Here is an 18,880-nt window from a genome sequence, read left to right on the forward strand (position 1 = left end):
GCTTGGACAGAGTGTTCATCGAAGGCCTGGAAGTCGATACCGTCATCGGTGCCTATGACTGGGAGCGGGATATTCGCCAGTGCTTGCGCCTGGACCTGAGCTTTGCCTGGGATAACCGCCCGGCTGCGGCGGGTGACGACCTGAACCTGGCGCTGGATTATGCCAGTGTGTCGGCCCGTATCCAGGCGTTTGCCGAACAGGCGCGTTTCGAGTTGGTTGAAACTTTCGCCGAGCGCCTGGTGGCGACGTTGATGGAAGAGTTCCACATCCCGTGGGTGCGGTTGAAGCTGACCAAGCCGGGTGCGGTACCGGCGGCCCGTGGCGGTGTTGGCGTGGAGATCGAGCGCGGATGTCTCTGAGCACGGTTTACCTGGGGCTTGGCAGCAACATTGATCGCGAGGTGCACTTGTGCGCCGGGCTCGATGCGTTGGCAGGCATCCTGACCGACATGCGCTGCTCGCCGGCGTTCGAAAGCCAGGCGGTGGGGATCAAGAGCGGTCCGTTCATCAACTTCGTGGTGACTGGGCAGACTGCGTTGCCGTTGATCGAACTGGACCGCCGGTTGAAGTTCATCGAGGCCGACAATGGCCGCTATGCCCCGGACCGCAAGGGGCTGCCGCTGGATATCGACGTGCTGATGTATGACGACTTGCACGGCACGTTCGATGGGCTGGTGTTGCCTCGGGCCGAGATCCTGAAGAACGCCTTTGTGCTGTGGCCGCTGTCGCTGCTGGCGCCGGAGCTTGTGCATCCGGGGGTAGGCAAGACAATGGCGCAGTTGTGGCAGGAGGCGCGGATTGATCAGGTGTTGGCCCCGGTTGCCTTTGAGTGGCGTGGGTTGCAGCTGACTCCCGCGTAAGCCTGTACCGGCCCTTTCGCGGCTAAAGCCGCTCCCACAGGTACAGCGACAACCTCGAGAGCAACGCCGTCCCTGTGGGAGCGGCTTTAGCCGCGAAGGGGCCGGTATGTTCAACCGAGCTTGTAAGCTTCGAGGGCTTTCAGCCGCTCACCTTTGAGCGCTTCACCCAAGGCCTGGCCGGTCAGCCCTGCCTGCACCAATGGCTTAACATCCACTGCCCGCGCCGCCGCCGCTGCCCCTCGCAGGTATTCGGACTGTGGATAACCCGCTTTGCCCTCGCCCAGCGCTGCCATCTCGGAAGCGATCAGGAAGTCTTCGAATCGCTGTGGCCGCCGGTACACATCGAACTTCTGCAGCAGCCCCAGCAGTGCCGTGGCGGGCAACTCCTGCGCCTGGTTGCCCAGCTTCAGGCACTCACCCGTCAGCAGCGCCAGCTCCTGGCACTCCCGCGGCGCCTTCAGGCGCTGGTTGATGGCTTTGATCGCGGCCGGTGTCAGCGACTGCAGCAGGCAGGCCCAGCGTACATGCAGGGGCTGTTCGTGCATTGCCGACTGTTCCAGCGCTGCCAGGGCCTGAGGGGCGTCATCTAGCTCTGGCAGCAGCTCCTGCAGGGCCCCACAAGCATGCAGCACCTGGAAGAACACCTGCGGCTGCGCCTCCATCAGCGCCCGCTCGATTTCCTTCCAGCTGCGCTCGGCGGTCAGTGCCTGCAATTCGCCAGAGGCACTGATCTGACGCATCAGCTCAAGCGTCTCATCGGCAACCCGGAATCCCAGCGGTGCATAACGGGCAGCAAAGCGCGCAACTCGCAGCACACGCAATGGATCTTCGGCGAATGCCGGGGAAACATGGCGTAAAAGGCGCTGGTCGATATCGTCCTGGCCATGATAGGGATCGTATACCGTACCCGTCTCGTCCTCGGCCATTGCATTGATGGTCAGGTCACGACGGATCAGGTCTTCTTCCAGGGTCACATCGGGGCTGGCGTGGAAAGTGAAGCCGCCGTAGCCCCGCCCGCTCTTGCGCTCGGTGCGCGCCAGGGCGTATTCCTCGCCGGTTTGCGGGTGCAGGAACACCGGGAAATCAGCGCCGACCGGTCGAAAGCCCTTAGCGTGCATTTCCTCGACCGTGGCGCCGACCACCAGCCAGTCGATATCGCTGACAGGGCGGCCGAGCAGGCGGTCGCGCACGGCGCCGCCGACTTTGTAGATGTGCATGTGCAGCTCTCCATAACTGCCGACAGGATAACCCGTCGGCAGCCTTGAAGTTGCACTAGAGGTGGTGAATGACAGCCAGATCCATGCGGCCATAGTCGGCGCTTTCGCCGTGCTCGCCGCGTGGTGGCATGTGGTGGGTTTTCATCACCTGCTCTCCTTGGACGGTCTCCAGGTGGATGTCGAAGCCCCACAGGCGGTGCAGGTGCTTGAGCACTTCATCGGTAGAATCGCCCAGCGGTTTGCGGTTGTGTTGCTGGTGACGCAAGGTCAGCGAGCGGTCGCCGCGGCGGTCAACGCTCCAGATCTGCACGTTCGGTTCGCGGTTGCCCAGGTTGTACTGCGCCGCCAGTAGTTCGCGAATGGTCCGGTAGCCGGCCTCGTCGTGGATGGCAGGTACATACAGGTCGTCGCGCTGGTCGTCATCGAGGATGCTGAACAGCTTCAGATCGCGAATGACCTTCGGCGACAGGTACTGCAGGATGAAGCTCTCGTCCTTGAAGCTGCTCATGGCGAACTTGATGGTAGAAAGCCAGTCGCTGCCGGCAATGTCGGGGAACCAGCGCCGATCTTCTTCGGTCGGGTTTTCGCACATGCGGCGGATGTCGGTATACATCGCAAAGCCCAGTGCGTAGGGGTTGATGCCGTTGTAGTAGGGGCTGTCGAAGCCGGGCTGGAATACCACGCTGGTGTGCGACTGCAGAAACTCCATCATGAAGCCTTCGGTGATCAGCCCCTCGTCGTACAGGTCGTTCATCAGTGTGTAGTGCCAGAACGTCGCCCAGCCTTCGTTCATCACTTGGGTCTGGCGCTGCGGGTAGAAATACTGGGCGATCTTGCGCACGATGCGCACCACTTCACGTTGCCAGGGCTCCAGCAGCGGGGCGTTCTTCTCGATGAAATACAGGATGTTTTCCTGCGGTTCGGCGGGGAAGCGCGCATCATCTCGCTCGTTACCCTTGTCGGCGCTCTTCGGAATGGTCCGCCAAAGGTCATTGATCTGCCGCTGCAGGTGCTCCTCGCGCTCCTTCTGCCGCCGCCGCTCCTCTTCAGCGGAAATCGGATAAGGCCGCTTGTAGCGGTCGACGCCGTAGTTCATGAGGGCATGGCAGGAGTCGATTAGGTCTTCCACGGCATCAATGCCATGGCGCTCTTCGCACTGGGCGATGTACTGCTTGGCGAACACCAGGTAGTCGATGATTGAACTGGCGTCGGTCCAGGTGCGGAACAGGTAGTTGCCCTTGAAGAAACTGTTATGGCCGTAGCAGGCGTGGGCGATCACCAGTGCCTGCATGCACATGGTGTTTTCTTCCATCAGGTAGGCGATGCAGGGGTCGGAGTTGATCACGATCTCGTAGGCCAAGCCCATCTGGCCACGGCTGTAGGACTTCTCCGTGCTGAGGAACTGCTTGCCGTAGGACCAGTGGTGATAACCCAGCGGCATCCCGACCGAGGCGTAGGCGTCCATCATCTGCTCGGCGGTAATGACCTCGATCTGGTTGGGGTAGGTGTCCAGGGCGTAACGCTCGGCCAGGCGGCTGATTTCCCGGTCGTAGGTCTGGATCAGTTCGAACGTCCACTCGGACCCGGTGGAAATAGGTTGGCGTCTCTGTGCTCTGGCGGTCATGTGGCTAACCTGCGCTGGAAGAGTTCACGGAAGACCGGGTAGATATCGCCGGCCGATACCAACTGCTGCTGGGCGAACGTGTCGGGGAAGGCTTCGCCGATGCGCTCGTATTCGTACCACAGCGCCTGGTGTTCACGCGGGGTGATTTCAACGTAAGTGTAGTACTGCACATGCGGCATGATCTGCTTGGCCAGGATGTCACGGCAGATCGGCGAGTCGTCGTTCCAGTTGTCGCCGTCGGAGGCCTGGGCGGCGTAGATGTTCCAGTCGCTGGCCGGGTAGCGTTCGGCCATGACCTCCTGCATCAGCTTCAGCGCGCTGGAAACGATGGTGCCGCCGGTTTCCCGCGAATAGAAGAATTCTTCCTCGTCGACTTCACGAGCGCTGGTGTGGTGGCGGATGAACACCACTTCGATGCGGTCGTAGTTACGCTTGAGGAACAGGTACAGCAGGATGAAGAAGCGCTTGGCGATGTCCTTGGTGGCCTGGGTCATCGAGCCGGACACGTCCATCAGGCAGAACATCACAGCCTTGGAGCTGGGGTTGGGCTGCTTGACCAGCAGGTTGTACTTGAGGTCGAAGGTGTCGAGGAAGGGCAGGCGGTTGATGCGTGCCTTCAGGCGTTCGATCTCGTGTTCGACTTCCTGGATATCGGTGAAGTTGTCTGGCTCCTCGACCTTCAGTCGGGCGAGTTCCTTTTGCGCTTCGCGCAGCAGTGCGCGGCTGCTGCCGGTCAGGGCGATGCGCCGGGCATGGGCCGAACGCAGGGTGCGCACGATGTTGATGCGTGACGGGTTGCCTTCGTTGGCGATACCGGCGCGCACGGTCTTGAAAGTGTCGGCCCCGGTCAGGTGACGTTTGACCAGGTTGGGTAGCTCGAGGTCCTCGAACATGAACTCGAGGAATTCTTCCTGGGTGATCTGGAATACGAAGTCATCCATGCCTTCGCCGGAGTTGCCGGCCTTGCCTCGGCCGCTGCCACCGCCACCGCCTTGTGGCCTGGGGATGTGTTCACCGGCGGTGAATTCCTTGTTGCCTGGGTGCACGATGGTCTGCTTGCCCCCGCGACCATGGTGCAGCACCGGTTCGTCGATGTCGCGCCCCGGAATGCTGATCTGCTCGCCATGTTCCATGTCCATGATGGAACGGCGGCTTACCGCCTCTTCGACGGCTTTCTTGATGTGTTCGCGGTACCGCCGCAGGAAGCGCTGGCGGTTCACCGTGCTCTTGTTCTTGCCGTTCAGGCGTCGATCTATAACGTAGCTCATGGTCCCTCCGGTAGCTGGGAACAGCTGCACGCTTCAAGCTACGAGCTGCTGCACATAAAGGCAGCAAAGCAGCTGCCGCCGCCCAGGGCTGGCATGGCAGCCCTGGGCGCGCGGTGGGTAGCTTGTCGCTTTATTGCGATTTCCTGACCCGCAGGTACCATTCCGACAGCAGACGAACCTGTTTGTCGGTGTAGCCACGCTCTACCATACGCGTGACGAAGTCGTTGTGTTTCTGTTGGTCCTCCTTGCTTGCCTTGGCGTTGAAGCTGATGACCGGCAGCAGGTCTTCGGTGTTGGAGAACATTTTCTTCTCGATCACCACCCGCAGCTTTTCGTAGCTCAGCCAGCTCGGGTTCTTGCCGTTGTTGTTGGCGCGGGCGCGCAGCACGAAGTTGACGATTTCGTTGCGGAAATCTTTCGGGTTGCTGATGCCGGCCGGCTTCTCGATCTTCTCCAGTTCTTCGTTGAGGGCGATACGGTTGAGGATTTCGCCGGTTTCCGGGTCGCGGTATTCCTGGTCCTGAATCCAGAAGTCTGCATACAGCACGTAGCGGTCGAAGATGTTCTGGCCGTACTCGCTGTAGGACTCCAGGTAGGCGGTCTGGATTTCCTTGCCAATGAACTCGATATAGCGCGGGGCCAGGTACTCCTTCAGGTAGCGCAGGTAGCGTTCGCGCACTTCCGCCGGGAATTGTTCCTGCTCGATCTGCTGCTCCAGCACATAAAGCAGGTGCACCGGGTTGGCGGCCACTTCATGCGGATCGAAGTTGAACACCTTGGACAGGATCTTGAACGCGAAGCGGGTCGACAGGCCGTTCATGCCTTCGTCGACGCCGGCGGCATCGCGGTACTCCTGGATCGACTTGGCCTTCGGATCGGTGTCCTTGAGGTTTTCCCCGTCGTACACCCGCATCTTCGAGTAGATGTTGGAGTTTTCCGGCTCTTTCAGGCGCGACAGCACGGTGAACTGGGCGAGCATCTTCAGCGTATCTGGCGCGCAGTGCGCCTTGGCCAGCGAGCTGTTGATCAGCAGCTTGTCGTAGATCTTGATTTCGTCGCTGACGCGCAGGCAGTACGGCACCTTGACGATGTAGATCCGGTCGATGAACGCCTCGTTGTTCTTGTTGTTACGGAAGGTGTGCCACTCCGATTCGTTGGAGTGGGCCAGCAGAATCCCGGAGTAGGGGATGGCGCCGAGGCCTTCGGTACTGTTGTAGTTGCCTTCCTGGGTGGCGGTGAGCAACGGGTGCAGGACCTTGATCGGGGCCTTGAACATCTCGACGAATTCCATCAGGCCCTGGTTGGCCCGGCACAGCGCGCCCGAATAGGCATATGCGTCGGCGTCGTTCTGCGGGAATTCCTCGAGCTTGCGGATGTCGACCTTGCCGACCAGGGCCGAAATGTCCTGGTTGTTCTCGTCGCCAGGTTCGGTCTTGGCGATGGCGATCTGGTTGAGGATCGACGGGTACAGCTTCACCACCTTGAACTTGCTGATGTCGCCGCCGAACTCCTGCAGGCGCTTGGTGGCCCAGGGCGACATGATGGTGTTCAGGTAGCGCCGCGGGATGCCGAACTCTTCCTCGAGAATGGCCCCGTCTTCGGTGGCATTGAACAGGCCCAATGGCGACTCGAATACCGGCGAGCCCTTGATGGCGTAGAACGGTACCTTTTCCATCAGCTGCTTGAGTTTTTCGGCCAGCGACGACTTACCGCCGCCCACCGGGCCCAGCAGATAGAGGATCTGTTTCTTCTCCTCCAGGCCTTGGGCGGCGTGGCGGAAGTAGGACACGATCTGGTCGATGCACTCTTCCATGCCATGGAAGTCGGCAAAGGCCGGATAGCGGCGGATAACCTTGTTGGAGAAGATTCGCGACAGTCTGGAGTTGGTTGAGGTGTCGATCAGCTCCGGCTCACCGATGGCCAGCAACAGCCGTTCGGCCGCCGATGCGTAGGCACTGCGATCCTCTTTGCACAGCTCGAGGTACTCCTGCAGCGAGAGTTCTTCCTGGCGCGTAGACTCGAAACGTTGTTGGAAGTGGCTAAAAATACTCATGACGTCACCTCGCTCGATACGTGGAGACGACGCCGGATCAGTCAGCTGATGCTGGCATGCAACCGGGGCTGCCGATTGCTGTATACCCCCCAGAACACCCTGTAACGCTACCGATGACCCGCACGCCGGTGTACCGGCTCTCCCCTTTTTCTGGATGGCCTGCGCTTAAGAATAGTTGGTTATCCGCAAGGTCAAGGGCGAGGCGTGGAGAAGTTGCGAACGACCGTTCGTCAGATAAGCCGCAAGCCCGCATGGGGCGCGGGCTGCAGTAAAAATGAAAAAATTATTCGGCAGTGCCCTGGGCGGTTTCGGCCGGGTAGGTGGCGCGCCACAGCTCAAAGCCGCCGTCGACGCTGTATACGTCCGAGAAACCCTGGTTCACCAGATAGGCCGCAGCGCTCTGGCTGGAATTGCCGTGGTAGCACACCACCAGGGTTGGGGCGTCGAGGTCGGCATTGCGGATGAACTCGGCGACAGAATGGTTATCCAGATGCTTGGCGCCAGTGATGTGGCCGGCGGCAAAGGCCTGCGGGTCGCGAATGTCGACGACTACCGCACCTTGCGCGCGAAGGGCCAGGGCCTGTTCGGGATGGATGCGCTTGAATTCGCTCATGGGTACGGCTTCCTTCAGGATTGATCGTTCAGTGTAGGCGTTTGGGTGGGGAGGCGTAAGTTGCCGTCGTCGCTGCAGTCACAGCGGTGGTATTCGCCGCTGTCGACGTTGTACAGGGTCATGGCACCGCCCCATACGCAACCGGTGTCCAGGGCGATGATGCCGGGCTCGTCGACCTGCCCCTGCAGGGCGGCCCAGTGGCCGAAGATGATCTTCACGTGGCGTGAGCGGCGGCCTTTGTGTGCGTACCAGGGCTTGTAGCCCTTGGGCGCGGTATCCAGGCCTTCCTTGCTCTTGAGGTCGAGCTTGCCCTCGGCGGTGCAGAAGCGCATGCGCGTGAGGCAGTTGGTGATGACCCGCAGGCGTTCGATGCCGGTGAGGCTCTTGCTCCACTTGTTCGGCTCGTTGCCGTACATGCCGTCCAGGTACAGTTTCAGGCGCTCATCGTCACGCAGCACTTCCTCTACCTCGGCGGCCAGTTCCAGGGCTTTGCCCAAGGTCCATTGCGGTGGAATGCCGGCGTGAACCAGCGCAATGCCACGGGGTTCGTCGTAATGCAGCAGCTTTTGCTGGCGTAGCCAGTCGAACAGCTGATCGGCGTCCGGTGCTTCGATGATCTCGCGCAGTGTGTCGCTTTTCTTCAGGCGTTCGACGTTATGCCAGACGGCCAGCAAGTGCAGGTCATGGTTGCCTAGCACGCACACCAGCGACTGGCGGATCGAATAAAGGAAGCGCAGGGTTTCCAGTGACTCGGGGCCGCGGTTGACCAGGTCGCCGACCAGCCACAGGTGGTCGACGGCGGGGTTGAAATTGACCCGTTCGAGCAGGCACTTGAGTGGCTGCAGGCAGCCCTGCAGGTCACCGACGGCATAGGTAGCCATCAGTGCAGCGCCCCGGGCACCGCCAGGCGGAAGGGGGCGATCTCGGCATCGAAGCGTTTGCCGTCTTCGGCGAACATCTGGTAGCTGCCCTGCATGGTGCCCACGCGGGTGCTGATGACCGCGCCGCTGCTGTAGGTATGGCTCTGGCCCGGGTCGATATTGGGCTGCTGGCCGACCACGCCGGCGCCACGCACCTCCTCGACCTCGCCGTCACCGTTGGTGATCAGCCAGTGGCGCGACAGCAGCTTGGCCTTGAGCGAGCCATTGTTCTGCACGGTGATGGTGTAGGCGAAAGCGAAACGACTGTTTTCGGGGTCGGATTGTTCTTTGAGGTAGCGGGTCACGACGCTAACGTCGATTTTATAGCGAGGGTCGGACATGCAAGGGCCTTGGGCAAACTGACGCAATAATGCAGTCTAGGCCATTGGGAGGGGTGAGGGCCAGCGGTGAGGGGCTTGGGGGTTTGTGTTGTCTGTTCCGGCCCTTTCGCGGGTAAACCCGCTCCCACCTGGAGAGCATGGGTTTCAAGGTATGCACAGGACCTGTAGGAGCAGCCTTGTGCTGCGAAGAGGCCATTACTGTCGAAGAAAATCCTTCTTCGCAGCACAAGGCTGCTCCTACAAGGTACTACGCAGATTTTGAGGGCTGTGCAGTACCTGTGGGAGCGGGTTTGCCCGCGAAGAGGCCGGTACAGGCGATATCAGGCTTGCTGATCGGCCAACTGGTCAGCCAGGCGCACGAAGGCGGCCAGGTCCAGCTGTTCAGGGCGCAGGCTGCCATCCACGCCGGCAGCTTCGATGGCCGGGCTGTCGAGCAGGCCTTTCATGGTGTTGCGCAGGGTCTTGCGACGCTGGTTGAAGGCTTCGCGTACCACCTGCTCCAGCAGCTTTGCGTCCTTGGCCGGGTGTGGCAGCACTTCGTGCGGCACCAGGCGGACGATGGCCGAGTCCACTTTCGGCGGCGGGTTGAAGGCGCCCGGGCCAACGTTGAACAGGTGCTCGACCCGGCAGTGGTACTGCACCATTATCGACAGACGCCCCCAGTCACCACCGCCAGGGCCGGCGGCCATCCGCTCGACCACTTCCTTCTGCAGCATGAAGTGCATGTCGCGGATCAACCCGGCATGGCTGAGCAGGTGGAAGATCAGTGGGGTGGAAATGTTGTAGGGCAGGTTGCCCACCACCTTGAGGCTGCGCGGTGGCACGCCTAGCTGGTTGAAGTCGAACTTCAAGGCGTCGCCCTGGTGCAGACGGAAATTGCTGCGGTCGGCGAACTTGTGCTGCAGGATCGGCACCAGGTCCTTGTCCAGTTCCACCACGTCCAGTTGTGCCCCGCTGCCCAGCAGGCCTTCGGTCAGGGCGCCCTGGCCGGGGCCGATTTCCAGCAGATGTTCGCCGGCCTTGGCGTTGATGGCACGCAGGATGCGGTCGATGATGCCGGCGTCGTGCAGGAAGTTCTGGCCGAAGCGCTTGCGCGCCCGGTGTTGGTATTGCTCGTTCATGGTCGGTTCTCGGCCATCTGGTAGGCGGTTTCCAGCGCGACGCGCAGGCTGCCGGTGTCGACCTTGCCGGTACCGGCCAGGTCGAGGGCGGTGCCGTGGTCGACCGACGTGCGGATGATCGGCAGGCCCAGGGTCACGTTGACCGCAGCGCCGAAGCCTTTGTACTTGAGTACGGGCAGGCCCTGGTCGTGGTACATCGCCAGCACCGCGTCGCAGTGCTCCAGATATTTGGGGGTAAACAGGGTATCGGCCGGCAGCGGCCCGCGCAGGTCCATGCCTTCGGTGCGCAGGCGGGCCAGGGTCGGCTCGATGATGTCGATTTCTTCGCGGCCCAGGTGGCCGCCCTCGCCCGCGTGAGGGTTGAGGCCGCACACCAGGATGCGCGGGTTGGCAATGCCGAACTTGTCGCGCATGTCGGCATGCAGGATACGGGTTACACGCTCGACGCGCTCGGCAGTGATGGCGTCGGCAATGTCGCGCAGCGGCAGGTGCGTGGTCACCAGGGCCACGCGCAGGCCACGGGTGGCCAGCATCATCACCACTTGCGCGGTGTGGGTCAGCTCGGCAAGGAATTCGGTATGCCCGGAGAAGGCGATACCGCTTTCGTTGATTACGCCCTTGTGTACAGGGGCGGTGATCATCCCGGCGAAATGCCCTTCCAGGCAGCCTTGCCCGGCACGGGTCAGGGTTTCCAACACAAACGCGGCATTGGCCTTGTCGAGCTGGCCCGGCACCACCGGGGCCGCCAGGGGGGTATCCCAGACGTACAGGCTACCCGCTGGCGCCGGCTGCTCGGGCCATAGGCCCGGCGCTACCGGCAGCAGGTTGACGGCCAGCCCCAGCTGCGTGGCCCGCTCGGCGAGCAGGTCACGGCTGGTGATGGCGATCAGGGGATGGGGCTGGGCGTCTGCGGCGAGCAGCAGGCACAGGTCAGGGCCTATGCCGGCCGGCTCGCCGGGGGTGACGGCGAAGCGCAGGGGCTTCACTGGGCGGCCTGGTCAGCGCCAGGCAGCTTGATTTCAACGTAGGCCTCGTCGCGGATCTGGCGCAGCCAGGTCTGCAGCTCTTCGTCGTACTTGCGGTTGCGCAGTACGTTCATGGCCTGTTGCTCACGAGCCTGCTCGGTGCTGTCGGTGGCGCGACGGCCCAGCACTTCCAGGACATGCCAGCCGTACTGGGTCTTGAACGGACGAGTGACCTCGCCTTGGGCGGCGTTGGCCATCTGCTCGCGGAACTCCGGTACCAGGCTGTTCGGGTCGACCCAGTTGAGGTCGCCGCCGTTGAGCGCCGAACCCGGGTCTTCCGAGAAGCTCTTGGCCAGCTCACCGAAGTCTTCACCGTTCTTGATGCGCTCGTACAGGCGCTCGGCGAGTTGCTCGGTGGCCGCCTCGCTGCGGATCTCGCTCGGCTTGATCAGGATGTGGCGAACGTGCACTTCGTCACGCAGCACGTTCTCGCTGCCACCGCGCTTCTCCTCGAGCTTGAGGATGATGAAGCCGTTGGGGATGCGGATGGGCTGGGTAATTTCGCCAACCGGCATGCTGCTGAGCATCTTGGCGAAGTCTGGTGGCAGCTGGCCGGCTTTACGCCAGCCCATCTCGCCACCTTCCAGGGCGTTTTCGCTGGCGGAGCGGGCAATGGCCATCTGGGCGAAGTCCGCGCCCTGCTTGAGCTGCTGGTACACATCGCCAACCTGGCGCGCGGCGGCCTGGATGGCTTCCGAGTTGGCCGCTTCCGGGGTCGGGATCAGGATGTTGGCCAGGCGGTACTCTTCCGACATCTGCATCTTGCCAAGGTCGGAGTTGAGGAAGTTCTTCACTTCCTGCTCGGAGACCTGGATACGCTCGGCCACGCGGCGCTGGCGCACGCGGCTGATGATCATCTCGCGCTTGACCTGCTCGCGGGCGTCGTCGAACGACATGCCGTCACGAGCCAGGGCGGCGCGGAACTGGTCCAGCGACATACCATTGCGCTGGGCAATGGTGCCCATGGCCTGGTTCAGCTCTTCGTCGGTGATGCGGATGCCGGAACGCTCGCCGATCTGCAACTGCAGGTTCTCGACGATCAGGCGTTCCAGCACCTGCTGATCCAGCGCACCGGCAGGCGGCATGCCGCCGCCACGCTTGGCGATGGTTTGCTGAACCTCGCGGACACGCTGGTCCAACTGGCTTTGCATGACCACGTCGTTGTCGACGATGGCCACCACGCGATCAAGAGGTTGTACCGCGGCATGCACCGCGCCACTCAGCAATGCAACGCCCAGCAACGCCGGGCGCAGTCGATCAATAAGCTTGGTCTTCACGTTCACGATAACCTTGAATGCCTTGGTCGAGGAAAGATTCGACCTTGTTGCCGACTACACCACCGAGGCCTTTCAGGACGATTTGAAGGAAGATGCCGTGGTCGCCTTTTTCGTTCGCCGGGAGGGCTTGGCTGAAGTCGTCGTAGTCGATCCAGTAACGGTTGATCAGACGCAGCTTCCAGCAGCAGTTGTCGTACTCGAAACCGCCCATGGCTTCCAGGGTGCGATTGCGGTTGTAGTCATGCTGCCAGCGAGCGATGACGCTCCACTGCGGAACGATCGGCCAGATGACCGAGAAGTCATGCTGCTGGATCTTGTAGTAGTCCTTGATGTAGTTCTCGCTGCCTGGGACGCCGTAGTCGCCACCGCCCACTTTCCAGGTACCGGTCGTGGAGTCGTAGGAGATGGTGTCGTTACGGTAGCGATAACCGAGGTTGACCACTTTGTTCGGGTTGTCTTCAGGCTGGTAATGGAACATCGCGCTGCCCGAGCGGGTGCTGCGGCTGTCCGGGTCCCAGTTGAAGTCCGAATTGAAGCGCCAGTCGCGGTTGAAGTAGTAGTTGTACACCAACGCGTATGGCGACACATCGGACTGCGAGTCGCTGCGGGTACGGTAATCGATACCAGGGAGCTGAACTTTGCGGTCCTTGAAATAGAAAGCCTGACCGATGCTGAAGTTCTGGCGTTCGAAACCGTTTTCTTCGATCCAGCGGGTGGTCACGCCCAGCGACAGCTTGTTCTCGTCACCGATGCGGTCGGTGCCGCTGAAGCGGTTGTCGCGGAATAGCGAATCGTAGCTGAACAGGGTTTCACCCGAGTCGAACAGCGGGATGTCCTTCTGGTCCTTGTACGGGACGTAGAGGTAGTACATACGCGGTTCGAGGGTTTGCTTGTAGTTGGTGCCGAACAGCGAAGTTTTGCGGTCGAAGTACAGGCCGCTGTCCACGCTGAAGATCGGTACGTCGCGGTTCAGCGAGCTGTTGTAGCTGCCATACGCTGGGTTGGCCGATTGCGCGATAGCCTGGGTTTTACCCTGGCTGTCCAAGTCCAGATCGTAGTGGGTATACGCATATTTCAGCTTGGGGGTCAGGAAGCCGTAGCTGGCTTCCATCGGCAGGCTGATCGATGGTGCGACGTTGAAACGGTTGCCGTTGGCGCGGGCGATGCCGCTGACGTTCTGGTCCAGGCGGCGACCAGGCGCACCCGCCGAAGTGTCGGGAAGGCCATCTTCGTTCAATACGAAGTCGTCTTTCAGGTCACGATCGAAACGGACTGCCTCGGTTTCGTAAGCAATATTGAGCCCACCTGGCTCGTACGGCAGCTTGCCATTGAAGGTAATCTGCGGCAGGCGATCATACGGGGTGATCTTCGAGATGGTCGCCATTTCGTAGGCATGCACATTCAACCGTGCGGTGTAGCTGTCACCACGGTAGGTCAGTGCACCCTGCTGGTTCAGCAAGTCCTGGGTTTCAATACCGATCTGGTCGGATTCCAGGTCCTGGAAGTAGAACGGATCGCTGATGTCGGTGTAGTCCACTTCAGCCATCAGGCGCTCGTCCAAGCCGCCCTTGTGCTGCCAGTTGACCATCCAGCGCTGCTCTTTGTAGTCAGTCTGGTCTTTACGGTCGTCGTTCTTGTCGTTGAGGTACGCGCCACCGAACTGGCCTTCGCTGGAAGGCGTCAGGTAGCGGAACTCGCCTTCCATCAGCAGGCCGCGCTTGGTCATGTAGCGCGGATACAACGTGGCATCGTAGTTCGGCGCCAGGTTGAAGTAGTACGGCGTGACCAGCATGAAGCCGGTATCGCTGGTGCTGCTGAACGATGGCGGCAGGAAGCCGGACTGGCGACGGTCGTCGATCGGGAAGTAGATGTACGGTGTGTAGAACACCGGGAAATCCTTGACCCGCAGCGTAACGTTGGTCGCGGTACCGAAACCGGTGGCCGGGTTCAGGGTGATGTTGTTGCCCTTCAGCTGCCAGGCGTTGCTGCCCGGTTCGCAGGTGGTGTACGTACCGTCCTTGAGGCGGATGATGGCGTTCTCGCCACGCTTGGCGTACAGGGCACTGCCGCGGATGTGCGACTTGTGCATCACGTATTCGGCGTTGTCGACCTGGGCCTCGCCCGTGTCGAGCTGGATCTGTGCCTCGTCACCGACCACCAGAGAACCGTTGTCACGGATCTTGACGTTGCCCTTGAGCTCGCCACGGTTTTCGGTCTGGTAGAGGTTGGCCTCGTCGGCCTCGGCCTGCATGCTGCCCTGGCGCATCACCACGTCACCGGCGAGGGTAGCGATCTGCTGCTCTTGCTGGTACTTGGATACCTTGGCGTTGATGTAGGTCGGCGACTCGTCCTTCGGCGTGGTGTCGGCCATGCCAGGGCGGGTTGGCTCGATGTAGGCGCCTCCGCAGTACGGGCCGGTTTCGGCCAACTGTGCGGCAGTGAGCTTTTCACGCGGAACCCAGTCCAGGTGGCTGTAGTCTTCGCTACGCGACTTCAGGCCACGGCCCTTGGCCTCGGTGACCAGCATCGGCCGGTCCGCGGTTTCGCCTTCGCTCGCGGCTTCGGTGCCGGTGCTGACTGCAGCACCCTCGTGCACCGGGCGCGGTGGCAGGTTGTTGGTTGGGGTCTTGGGCTTGCAGTCCCAACCACCGGAGGCGGACACTTGGCAGTCGAACTGTTCGGCTGCCACCACGTAAGACGTGGCCAGAGGTTGCAGGGCCAGCAGACCGCCGGTTACCAGCAACGGAAACTTTCTACGAAACGCGGGGGATTTCAATGCCATCTTATTAGTCCGGGCTTCCTGCGTGCCATCTGCCCGCGTGTGGGGCCGCACGCCTCTCGATGGTCTGAAAAAGATGCTGGATAATAAAGCATGACCCGCTTGACGGCTAGGGCCGTCGGAGACCCTTGTAATGCCTGAACACGATGTACGCCTGCAACAACTGACGGTCTGGCTCGATGAGCAGCTCAATGATCTTTTCCGGAAAAACGCCTGGGGCGACGTGCCTGCAGGCAGCTTGACCGCGGCCAGCAGTGACGCCAGCTTCCGCCGTTATTTCCGCTGGCAGGGTGCCGGCCACAGCTTCGTGATCATGGATGCACCACCTCCACAGGAAAACTGCCGACCGTTCGTCGCCATCGATCACCTGCTGGCCAGCGCCGACGTGCACGTGCCGCTGATCCATGCCCAGGACCTGGAACGTGGCTTCCTGCTGCTGGGTGACCTGGGCCATCAGACATACCTTGATATCATTGATGCGGACAACGCCGACGGCCTGTTCGCCGATGCCATCGACGCGCTGCTGGCGTTCCAGCGCCTGCCGATGGACGCGCCGTTGCCCAGCTACGACGATGCGCTGTTGCGCCGTGAAGTCGAGTTGTTCCCGGAGTGGTACGTGGGTCGTGAGCTTGGGCTGGCCTTCAGCGATGCCCAGAAAGCCACTTGGCAACGAATCAGCCAGCTGCTGATCGACAACGCACTGGCCCAGCCCAAGGTGCTGGTGCACCGCGACTACATGCCGCGCAACCTCATGCAGAGCACGCCCAACCCCGGTGTGCTGGACTTCCAGGATGCCGTGTATGGCCCGGTCACCTACGACATCACCTGCCTGTTCAAGGACGCGTTCCTCAGCTGGCCGCAGGCGCGGGTCGAAGGCTGGCTGCGCGACTACTGGCAGAAGGCGCAGGCTGCCGGCATCCCGGTGCAGGCCGATTTCGAGGCGTTCCAGCGTGCCAGCGACCTGATGGGTGTACAGCGCCACCTGAAGGTGATCGGCATCTTCGCCCGTATCTGCCACCGCGACGGCAAACCCCGTTACCTGGGCGACGTACCGCGCTTCTTCGCCTATATAGAAGAAGTGATCAGCCGCCGGCCCGAATTGGCGGAGCTGGGTGAGCTGATTGCCGAGTTGCAGGCCGGAGCGCGTGCATGAAGGCAATGATCCTGGCAGCGGGCAAAGGCGAGCGCATGCGCCCGCTTACCCTGCACACCCCCAAACCGCTGGTCCCGGTCGCCGGCCAGCCATTGATCGAGTACCACCTGCGGGCCCTGGCTGCGGCGGGCGTCACCGAGGTGGTGATCAACCATGCCTGGCTCGGCCAGCAGATCGAGGACCACCTGGGTGACGGCAGCCGTTTCGGCCTGAGCATCCGCTATTCGCCCGAAGGAGAGCCGCTGGAAACCGGCGGTGGCATCTTCAAGGCCCTGCCATTGCTGGGTGACGCGCCGTTCCTGTTGGTGAACGGCGATGTCTGGACCGACTACGACTTCGCGCGCCTGCAGGCTCCCCTGCAAGGCCTGGCTCACCTAGTGCTGGTCGACAACCCAGGCCATCACGGCCGCGGCGACTTCCGCCTGGTGGGTGAGCGGGTGGTCGATGGTGATGATGCGCCTGGCACGCTGACCTTCAGTGGCCTTTCGGTGCTGCACCCGGCGCTGTTCGAAGGCTACCAGCCTGGCGCCTTCAAGCTGGCGCCGTTGCTGCGTCAGGCCATGGCTGCGGGCCAGGTCAGTGGCGAGCACTACCGTGGGCACTGGGTTGATGTCGGTACGCTCGAACGCTTGGCCGAGGCCGAGCGCCTGATCCGCGAGCGTGCCTGACATGTGGTGGCCAAGCACGGTGATTGGTGTCGGTGCCGGCTTTGCCGTTGCCAGCATCCCCGGGGCCTTGCTCGGGGCGTTGCTCGGGCAGGCCATGGACCGTCGCCTGCGTTTGCAAGGCTGGGAGGACATGCGTGAACGCCTGGGTGGGCGCCCGGCGTTGCAGGACGACGAATTGCTGTTCGTGATGCTCGGGCGCCTGGCCAAGTGCGATGGCCGGGTGGGCGAGCAGCATATTCAGCAGGCGCGCCAGGAGATGGTGCGCCTGGACCTGGCCGAAGAGGCTCGGCTGCGTGCGATTGCTGCGTTCAACCGCGGCAAGGCGGGCAAGGACCGGCTGGGTGGGCACCTGCGGCGCATTCGCCAGCAGCCGCATGCGGCCGAAGGTACCCTGCGTGCCTGTTGGCGCATGGTCTGGGCCGACGGCAAGATGGGCAACAAGGAGCGTGAACTGCTGCTGGACTGGGGGCAGAAACTGGGCCTGAGCCGGCGGCAGGTGCAGGCCATGTCGCTGGAGTACGAACCACGCAAGGCGGCGGGGCCGGAAGGGGTCGCCATGACCTATGCGGCGGCGTTGCGCTTGCTGGCGGTCGAGGCGGATACCGATGGCGACAAGGTCAAGCAGGCGTATCGTCGGCTGGTCAGCCGGCACCACCCGGACAAGCTGGCGGGTACTGGTGCCAGTGAGTCGCAGGTGCGTGAAGCAACCGAGCGGACCCGGGAGCTGCATCAGGCTTATGCCATGATCCGCAAGCGGCGCGGGCTTTGATGGCCCTATCGCGGGCAAGCCAGCTCCCACAGGTATTGCACTGACCCTGAACACTGTGGTGTACCTGTGGGAGCTGGAGTGCCGGCGACAGGGCCATCATGGCAAACCTTACCCCTGCGGACTCATCCACCCCCGCACCCGGCGGAACAGTTGCTCCTGCTCGGCCGCCTTGTTCCCCGGCATGGCAATCAGCGACAACTGCCGGTACTTGTTGTCCTTCTGCCGCTTGCTGGCCTGCAGGCGCTGTGCGGCTGCATTGCGGTCACTGCTGCGGGTGGCGTAGTAGATGTCGGCAGTCGGCACTTTCAAGGTTGGCGCCAGGCTTTCCAGGTCATGCTCCACCCGTGCTGGTGTCTGCGCGGCAACCATTACCAGTTTCTGCACCTGTGGTGGCTGCCTCTCGCTCAGATAGCGGGCCGCCCAATATGCGCCGCTGCCATGGCCGATCAGCACGATGCTGCGGGCGTTGTGCTGCTGGGCAAAGGCCACCGCAGCATCCAGGCGGGCGAAAATGCGCTCGGCATCGGCTGGGTCGGTTTGTTCGCTGGCCTGTTTGGCGTCAGTGCTCTCTGCGGTGTCGGCATCGGCTGCGGTAGCCTGGGCGACGTTAGCATTGGCATCGGCCGGCATGTCCTTGGCCGGGGCGCTTTCGCCCTTGTCTGGCTCCGGCTCGGTAGCCGGCTTGGCCTCGACTCGCGCCTGCGGGCTGTCGGCGAGCAGGTCAGGCAGGCTGATGCTGAGGCTGTGCCAGCCGATATCGGGGAACTTCTGCCGCAGCGGGCCGACCGCATTCGGCCAGTCAGCCGTTTCGCCAGCCCCCGGGACGATGATGACCGCGCCCTGTGGATCGCTGTCGTTGGCTGGTTTCCACAAGGCCAGGAAGCTGTCGGCACCGGCCTGAAGGGTCTGCTGTTCGGCCTTGGGCACCAGCCGTTCAAGTGCCTGGGCATCCTCCTGGCTGCGTTCCAGCAGCGGCGGGCGAGGAGCTTGGGCAACGGGTGCCTCGGTGGTGGTGGATGGTTTTTCGGCATCGGCGGCCAGGGCGCCGAGTGGAAGGATCGAGGCCAGGCAGCACATTGCCAGCGTCGTGCGATAAAGTGTGGACATGAGTCAACCCAGGGCCAGAATGATACCGGCAGCCTAATGGTATTTGCCCGTGACGGCCATGCTGCATGGCCGCTTTGCCAAGACGA

17 protein-coding genes are annotated in these 18,880 nt (G+C 62.2%); 5 read left to right on the plus strand and 12 right to left on the minus strand.

What is annotated here, in order from left to right; genetic code table 11:
- Positions 1 to 2: 2 nt before the first annotated feature.
- Both folB and folK read left to right on the plus strand, forming a co-directional pair.
- Complete coding sequence (folB, locus tag GEV38_RS02345; protein ID WP_004375185.1) at positions 3 to 359, plus strand: dihydroneopterin aldolase; 357 nt, start codon at positions 3 to 5, stop codon at positions 357 to 359.
- Complete coding sequence (gene folK, locus GEV38_RS02350; RefSeq protein WP_013970583.1) at positions 350 to 859, plus strand: 2-amino-4-hydroxy-6-hydroxymethyldihydropteridine diphosphokinase; 510 nt, start codon at positions 350 to 352, stop codon at positions 857 to 859. The genes folB and folK overlap by 10 nt, the downstream gene beginning before the upstream one ends.
- A 110-nt stretch (positions 860 to 969) precedes the next feature.
- Here folK and GEV38_RS02355 read toward each other — a convergent pair whose 3' ends face one another.
- The 11 genes from GEV38_RS02355 to GEV38_RS02405 form a co-directional block, all read right to left on the minus strand.
- Complete coding sequence (locus tag GEV38_RS02355; RefSeq protein ID WP_054573704.1) at positions 970 to 2,076, minus strand: multifunctional CCA addition/repair protein; 1,107 nt, start codon at positions 2,074 to 2,076, stop codon at positions 970 to 972.
- Between the two features lie 55 nt (positions 2,077 to 2,131).
- Positions 2,132 to 3,700: a SpoVR family protein gene (locus GEV38_RS02360; RefSeq protein WP_013970585.1), complete on the minus strand. Its 1,569-nt coding sequence runs from the start codon at positions 3,698 to 3,700 to the stop codon at positions 2,132 to 2,134.
- Positions 3,697 to 4,968 carry a YeaH/YhbH family protein gene (locus GEV38_RS02365; protein ID WP_013970586.1) on the minus strand — a complete coding sequence of 424 codons (1,272 nt, stop codon included), beginning with the start codon at positions 4,966 to 4,968 and terminating at the stop codon, positions 3,697 to 3,699. The genes GEV38_RS02360 and GEV38_RS02365 overlap by 4 nt, the downstream gene beginning before the upstream one ends.
- A gap of 130 nt (positions 4,969 to 5,098) precedes the next feature.
- Complete coding sequence (locus GEV38_RS02370) at positions 5,099 to 7,021, minus strand: PrkA family serine protein kinase (protein WP_015268718.1); 1,923 nt, start codon at positions 7,019 to 7,021, stop codon at positions 5,099 to 5,101.
- Positions 7,022 to 7,304: 283 nt separating this feature from the next.
- Entirely contained in the window at positions 7,305 to 7,634 is a 330-nt protein-coding gene (gene glpE, locus GEV38_RS02375; protein WP_015268719.1) for a thiosulfate sulfurtransferase GlpE, read from the minus strand.
- A 14-nt stretch (positions 7,635 to 7,648) separates the two neighbouring features.
- Positions 7,649 to 8,515, minus strand: a complete 867-nt coding sequence (locus tag GEV38_RS02380; protein WP_015268720.1) for a symmetrical bis(5'-nucleosyl)-tetraphosphatase — start codon at positions 8,513 to 8,515, stop codon at positions 7,649 to 7,651.
- Entirely contained in the window at positions 8,515 to 8,895 is a 381-nt protein-coding gene (gene apaG, locus GEV38_RS02385) for a Co2+/Mg2+ efflux protein ApaG (RefSeq protein WP_013970590.1), read from the minus strand. The genes GEV38_RS02380 and apaG overlap by 1 nt, the downstream gene beginning before the upstream one ends.
- Before the next feature lie 320 nt (positions 8,896 to 9,215).
- The gene (gene rsmA, locus GEV38_RS02390; protein ID WP_054573705.1) at positions 9,216 to 10,016 is read right to left on the minus strand and encodes a 16S rRNA (adenine(1518)-N(6)/adenine(1519)-N(6))-dimethyltransferase RsmA; all 801 of its coding nucleotides are present in this window, start codon (positions 10,014 to 10,016) and stop codon (positions 9,216 to 9,218) included.
- Positions 10,013 to 11,002, minus strand: a complete 990-nt coding sequence (gene pdxA, locus GEV38_RS02395) for a 4-hydroxythreonine-4-phosphate dehydrogenase PdxA (protein WP_038408583.1) — start codon at positions 11,000 to 11,002, stop codon at positions 10,013 to 10,015. Before pdxA ends, rsmA begins: the two co-directional genes overlap by 4 nt.
- Positions 10,999 to 12,318 (minus strand): peptidylprolyl isomerase, encoded by a 1,320-nt coding sequence (locus tag GEV38_RS02400; protein ID WP_054573706.1) that lies wholly within the window; start codon positions 12,316 to 12,318, stop codon positions 10,999 to 11,001. Before GEV38_RS02400 ends, pdxA begins: the two co-directional genes overlap by 4 nt.
- A complete protein-coding gene (locus GEV38_RS02405) occupies positions 12,299 to 15,100 on the minus strand; it encodes an LPS-assembly protein LptD (RefSeq protein WP_015268723.1) in 2,802 nt (933 codons plus the stop codon). The genes GEV38_RS02400 and GEV38_RS02405 overlap by 20 nt, the downstream gene beginning before the upstream one ends.
- Before the next feature lie 130 nt (positions 15,101 to 15,230).
- Between GEV38_RS02405 and GEV38_RS02410 the strand changes: the two genes are divergently transcribed.
- The 3 genes from GEV38_RS02410 to GEV38_RS02420 are packed head-to-tail and all read left to right on the plus strand — an operon-like array spanning position 15,231 to position 17,687.
- On the plus strand, positions 15,231 to 16,250 hold the full coding sequence (locus tag GEV38_RS02410) for an aminoglycoside phosphotransferase family protein (protein ID WP_054573707.1): 1,020 nt from the start codon (positions 15,231 to 15,233) through the stop codon (positions 16,248 to 16,250).
- Positions 16,247 to 16,918 (plus strand): N-acetylmuramate alpha-1-phosphate uridylyltransferase MurU, encoded by a 672-nt coding sequence (gene murU, locus GEV38_RS02415; RefSeq protein WP_054573708.1) that lies wholly within the window; start codon positions 16,247 to 16,249, stop codon positions 16,916 to 16,918. Before GEV38_RS02410 ends, murU begins: the two co-directional genes overlap by 4 nt.
- A gap of 1 nt (position 16,919) precedes the next feature.
- Positions 16,920 to 17,687 (plus strand): TerB family tellurite resistance protein, encoded by a 768-nt coding sequence (locus GEV38_RS02420; protein ID WP_015268726.1) that lies wholly within the window; start codon positions 16,920 to 16,922, stop codon positions 17,685 to 17,687.
- Between the two features lie 108 nt (positions 17,688 to 17,795).
- On the opposite strand, the gene GEV38_RS02425 is transcribed toward GEV38_RS02420, so the two are convergent.
- The gene (locus tag GEV38_RS02425) at positions 17,796 to 18,794 is read right to left on the minus strand and encodes an alpha/beta hydrolase family protein (RefSeq protein ID WP_054573709.1); all 999 of its coding nucleotides are present in this window, start codon (positions 18,792 to 18,794) and stop codon (positions 17,796 to 17,798) included.
- Between the last annotated feature and the right edge of the window lie 86 nt (positions 18,795 to 18,880).

This window comes from Pseudomonas sp. 13159349, assembly GCF_013305685.1.
GTDB classification, from domain to species: Bacteria; Pseudomonadota; Gammaproteobacteria; order Pseudomonadales; family Pseudomonadaceae; genus Aquipseudomonas; species Aquipseudomonas asiatica.

Coding starts and splice junctions, on each gene's coding strand:
- glpE (WP_015268719.1), bottom strand. CDS start 7,634: ATGAGCGAATTCAAGCGCATCCATCCCGAACAGGCCCTGGCCCTTCGC.
- GEV38_RS02355 (WP_054573704.1), bottom strand. CDS start 2,076: ATGCACATCTACAAAGTCGGCGGCGCCGTGCGCGACCGCCTGCTCGGC.
- murU (WP_054573708.1), top strand. CDS start 16,247: ATGAAGGCAATGATCCTGGCAGCGGGCAAAGGCGAGCGCATGCGCCCG.
- GEV38_RS02370 (WP_015268718.1), bottom strand. CDS start 7,021: ATGAGTATTTTTAGCCACTTCCAACAACGTTTCGAGTCTACGCGCCAG.
- GEV38_RS02425 (WP_054573709.1), bottom strand. CDS start 18,794: ATGTCCACACTTTATCGCACGACGCTGGCAATGTGCTGCCTGGCCTCG.
- GEV38_RS02410 (WP_054573707.1), top strand. CDS start 15,231: ATGCCTGAACACGATGTACGCCTGCAACAACTGACGGTCTGGCTCGAT.
- folK (WP_013970583.1), top strand. CDS start 350: ATGTCTCTGAGCACGGTTTACCTGGGGCTTGGCAGCAACATTGATCGC.
- GEV38_RS02420 (WP_015268726.1), top strand. CDS start 16,920: ATGTGGTGGCCAAGCACGGTGATTGGTGTCGGTGCCGGCTTTGCCGTT.
- rsmA (WP_054573705.1), bottom strand. CDS start 10,016: ATGAACGAGCAATACCAACACCGGGCGCGCAAGCGCTTCGGCCAGAAC.
- apaG (WP_013970590.1), bottom strand. CDS start 8,895: ATGTCCGACCCTCGCTATAAAATCGACGTTAGCGTCGTGACCCGCTAC.
- GEV38_RS02365 (WP_013970586.1), bottom strand. CDS start 4,968: ATGAGCTACGTTATAGATCGACGCCTGAACGGCAAGAACAAGAGCACG.
- GEV38_RS02405 (WP_015268723.1), bottom strand. CDS start 15,100: ATGGCATTGAAATCCCCCGCGTTTCGTAGAAAGTTTCCGTTGCTGGTA.
- GEV38_RS02380 (WP_015268720.1), bottom strand. CDS start 8,515: ATGGCTACCTATGCCGTCGGTGACCTGCAGGGCTGCCTGCAGCCACTC.
- GEV38_RS02360 (WP_013970585.1), bottom strand. CDS start 3,700: ATGACCGCCAGAGCACAGAGACGCCAACCTATTTCCACCGGGTCCGAG.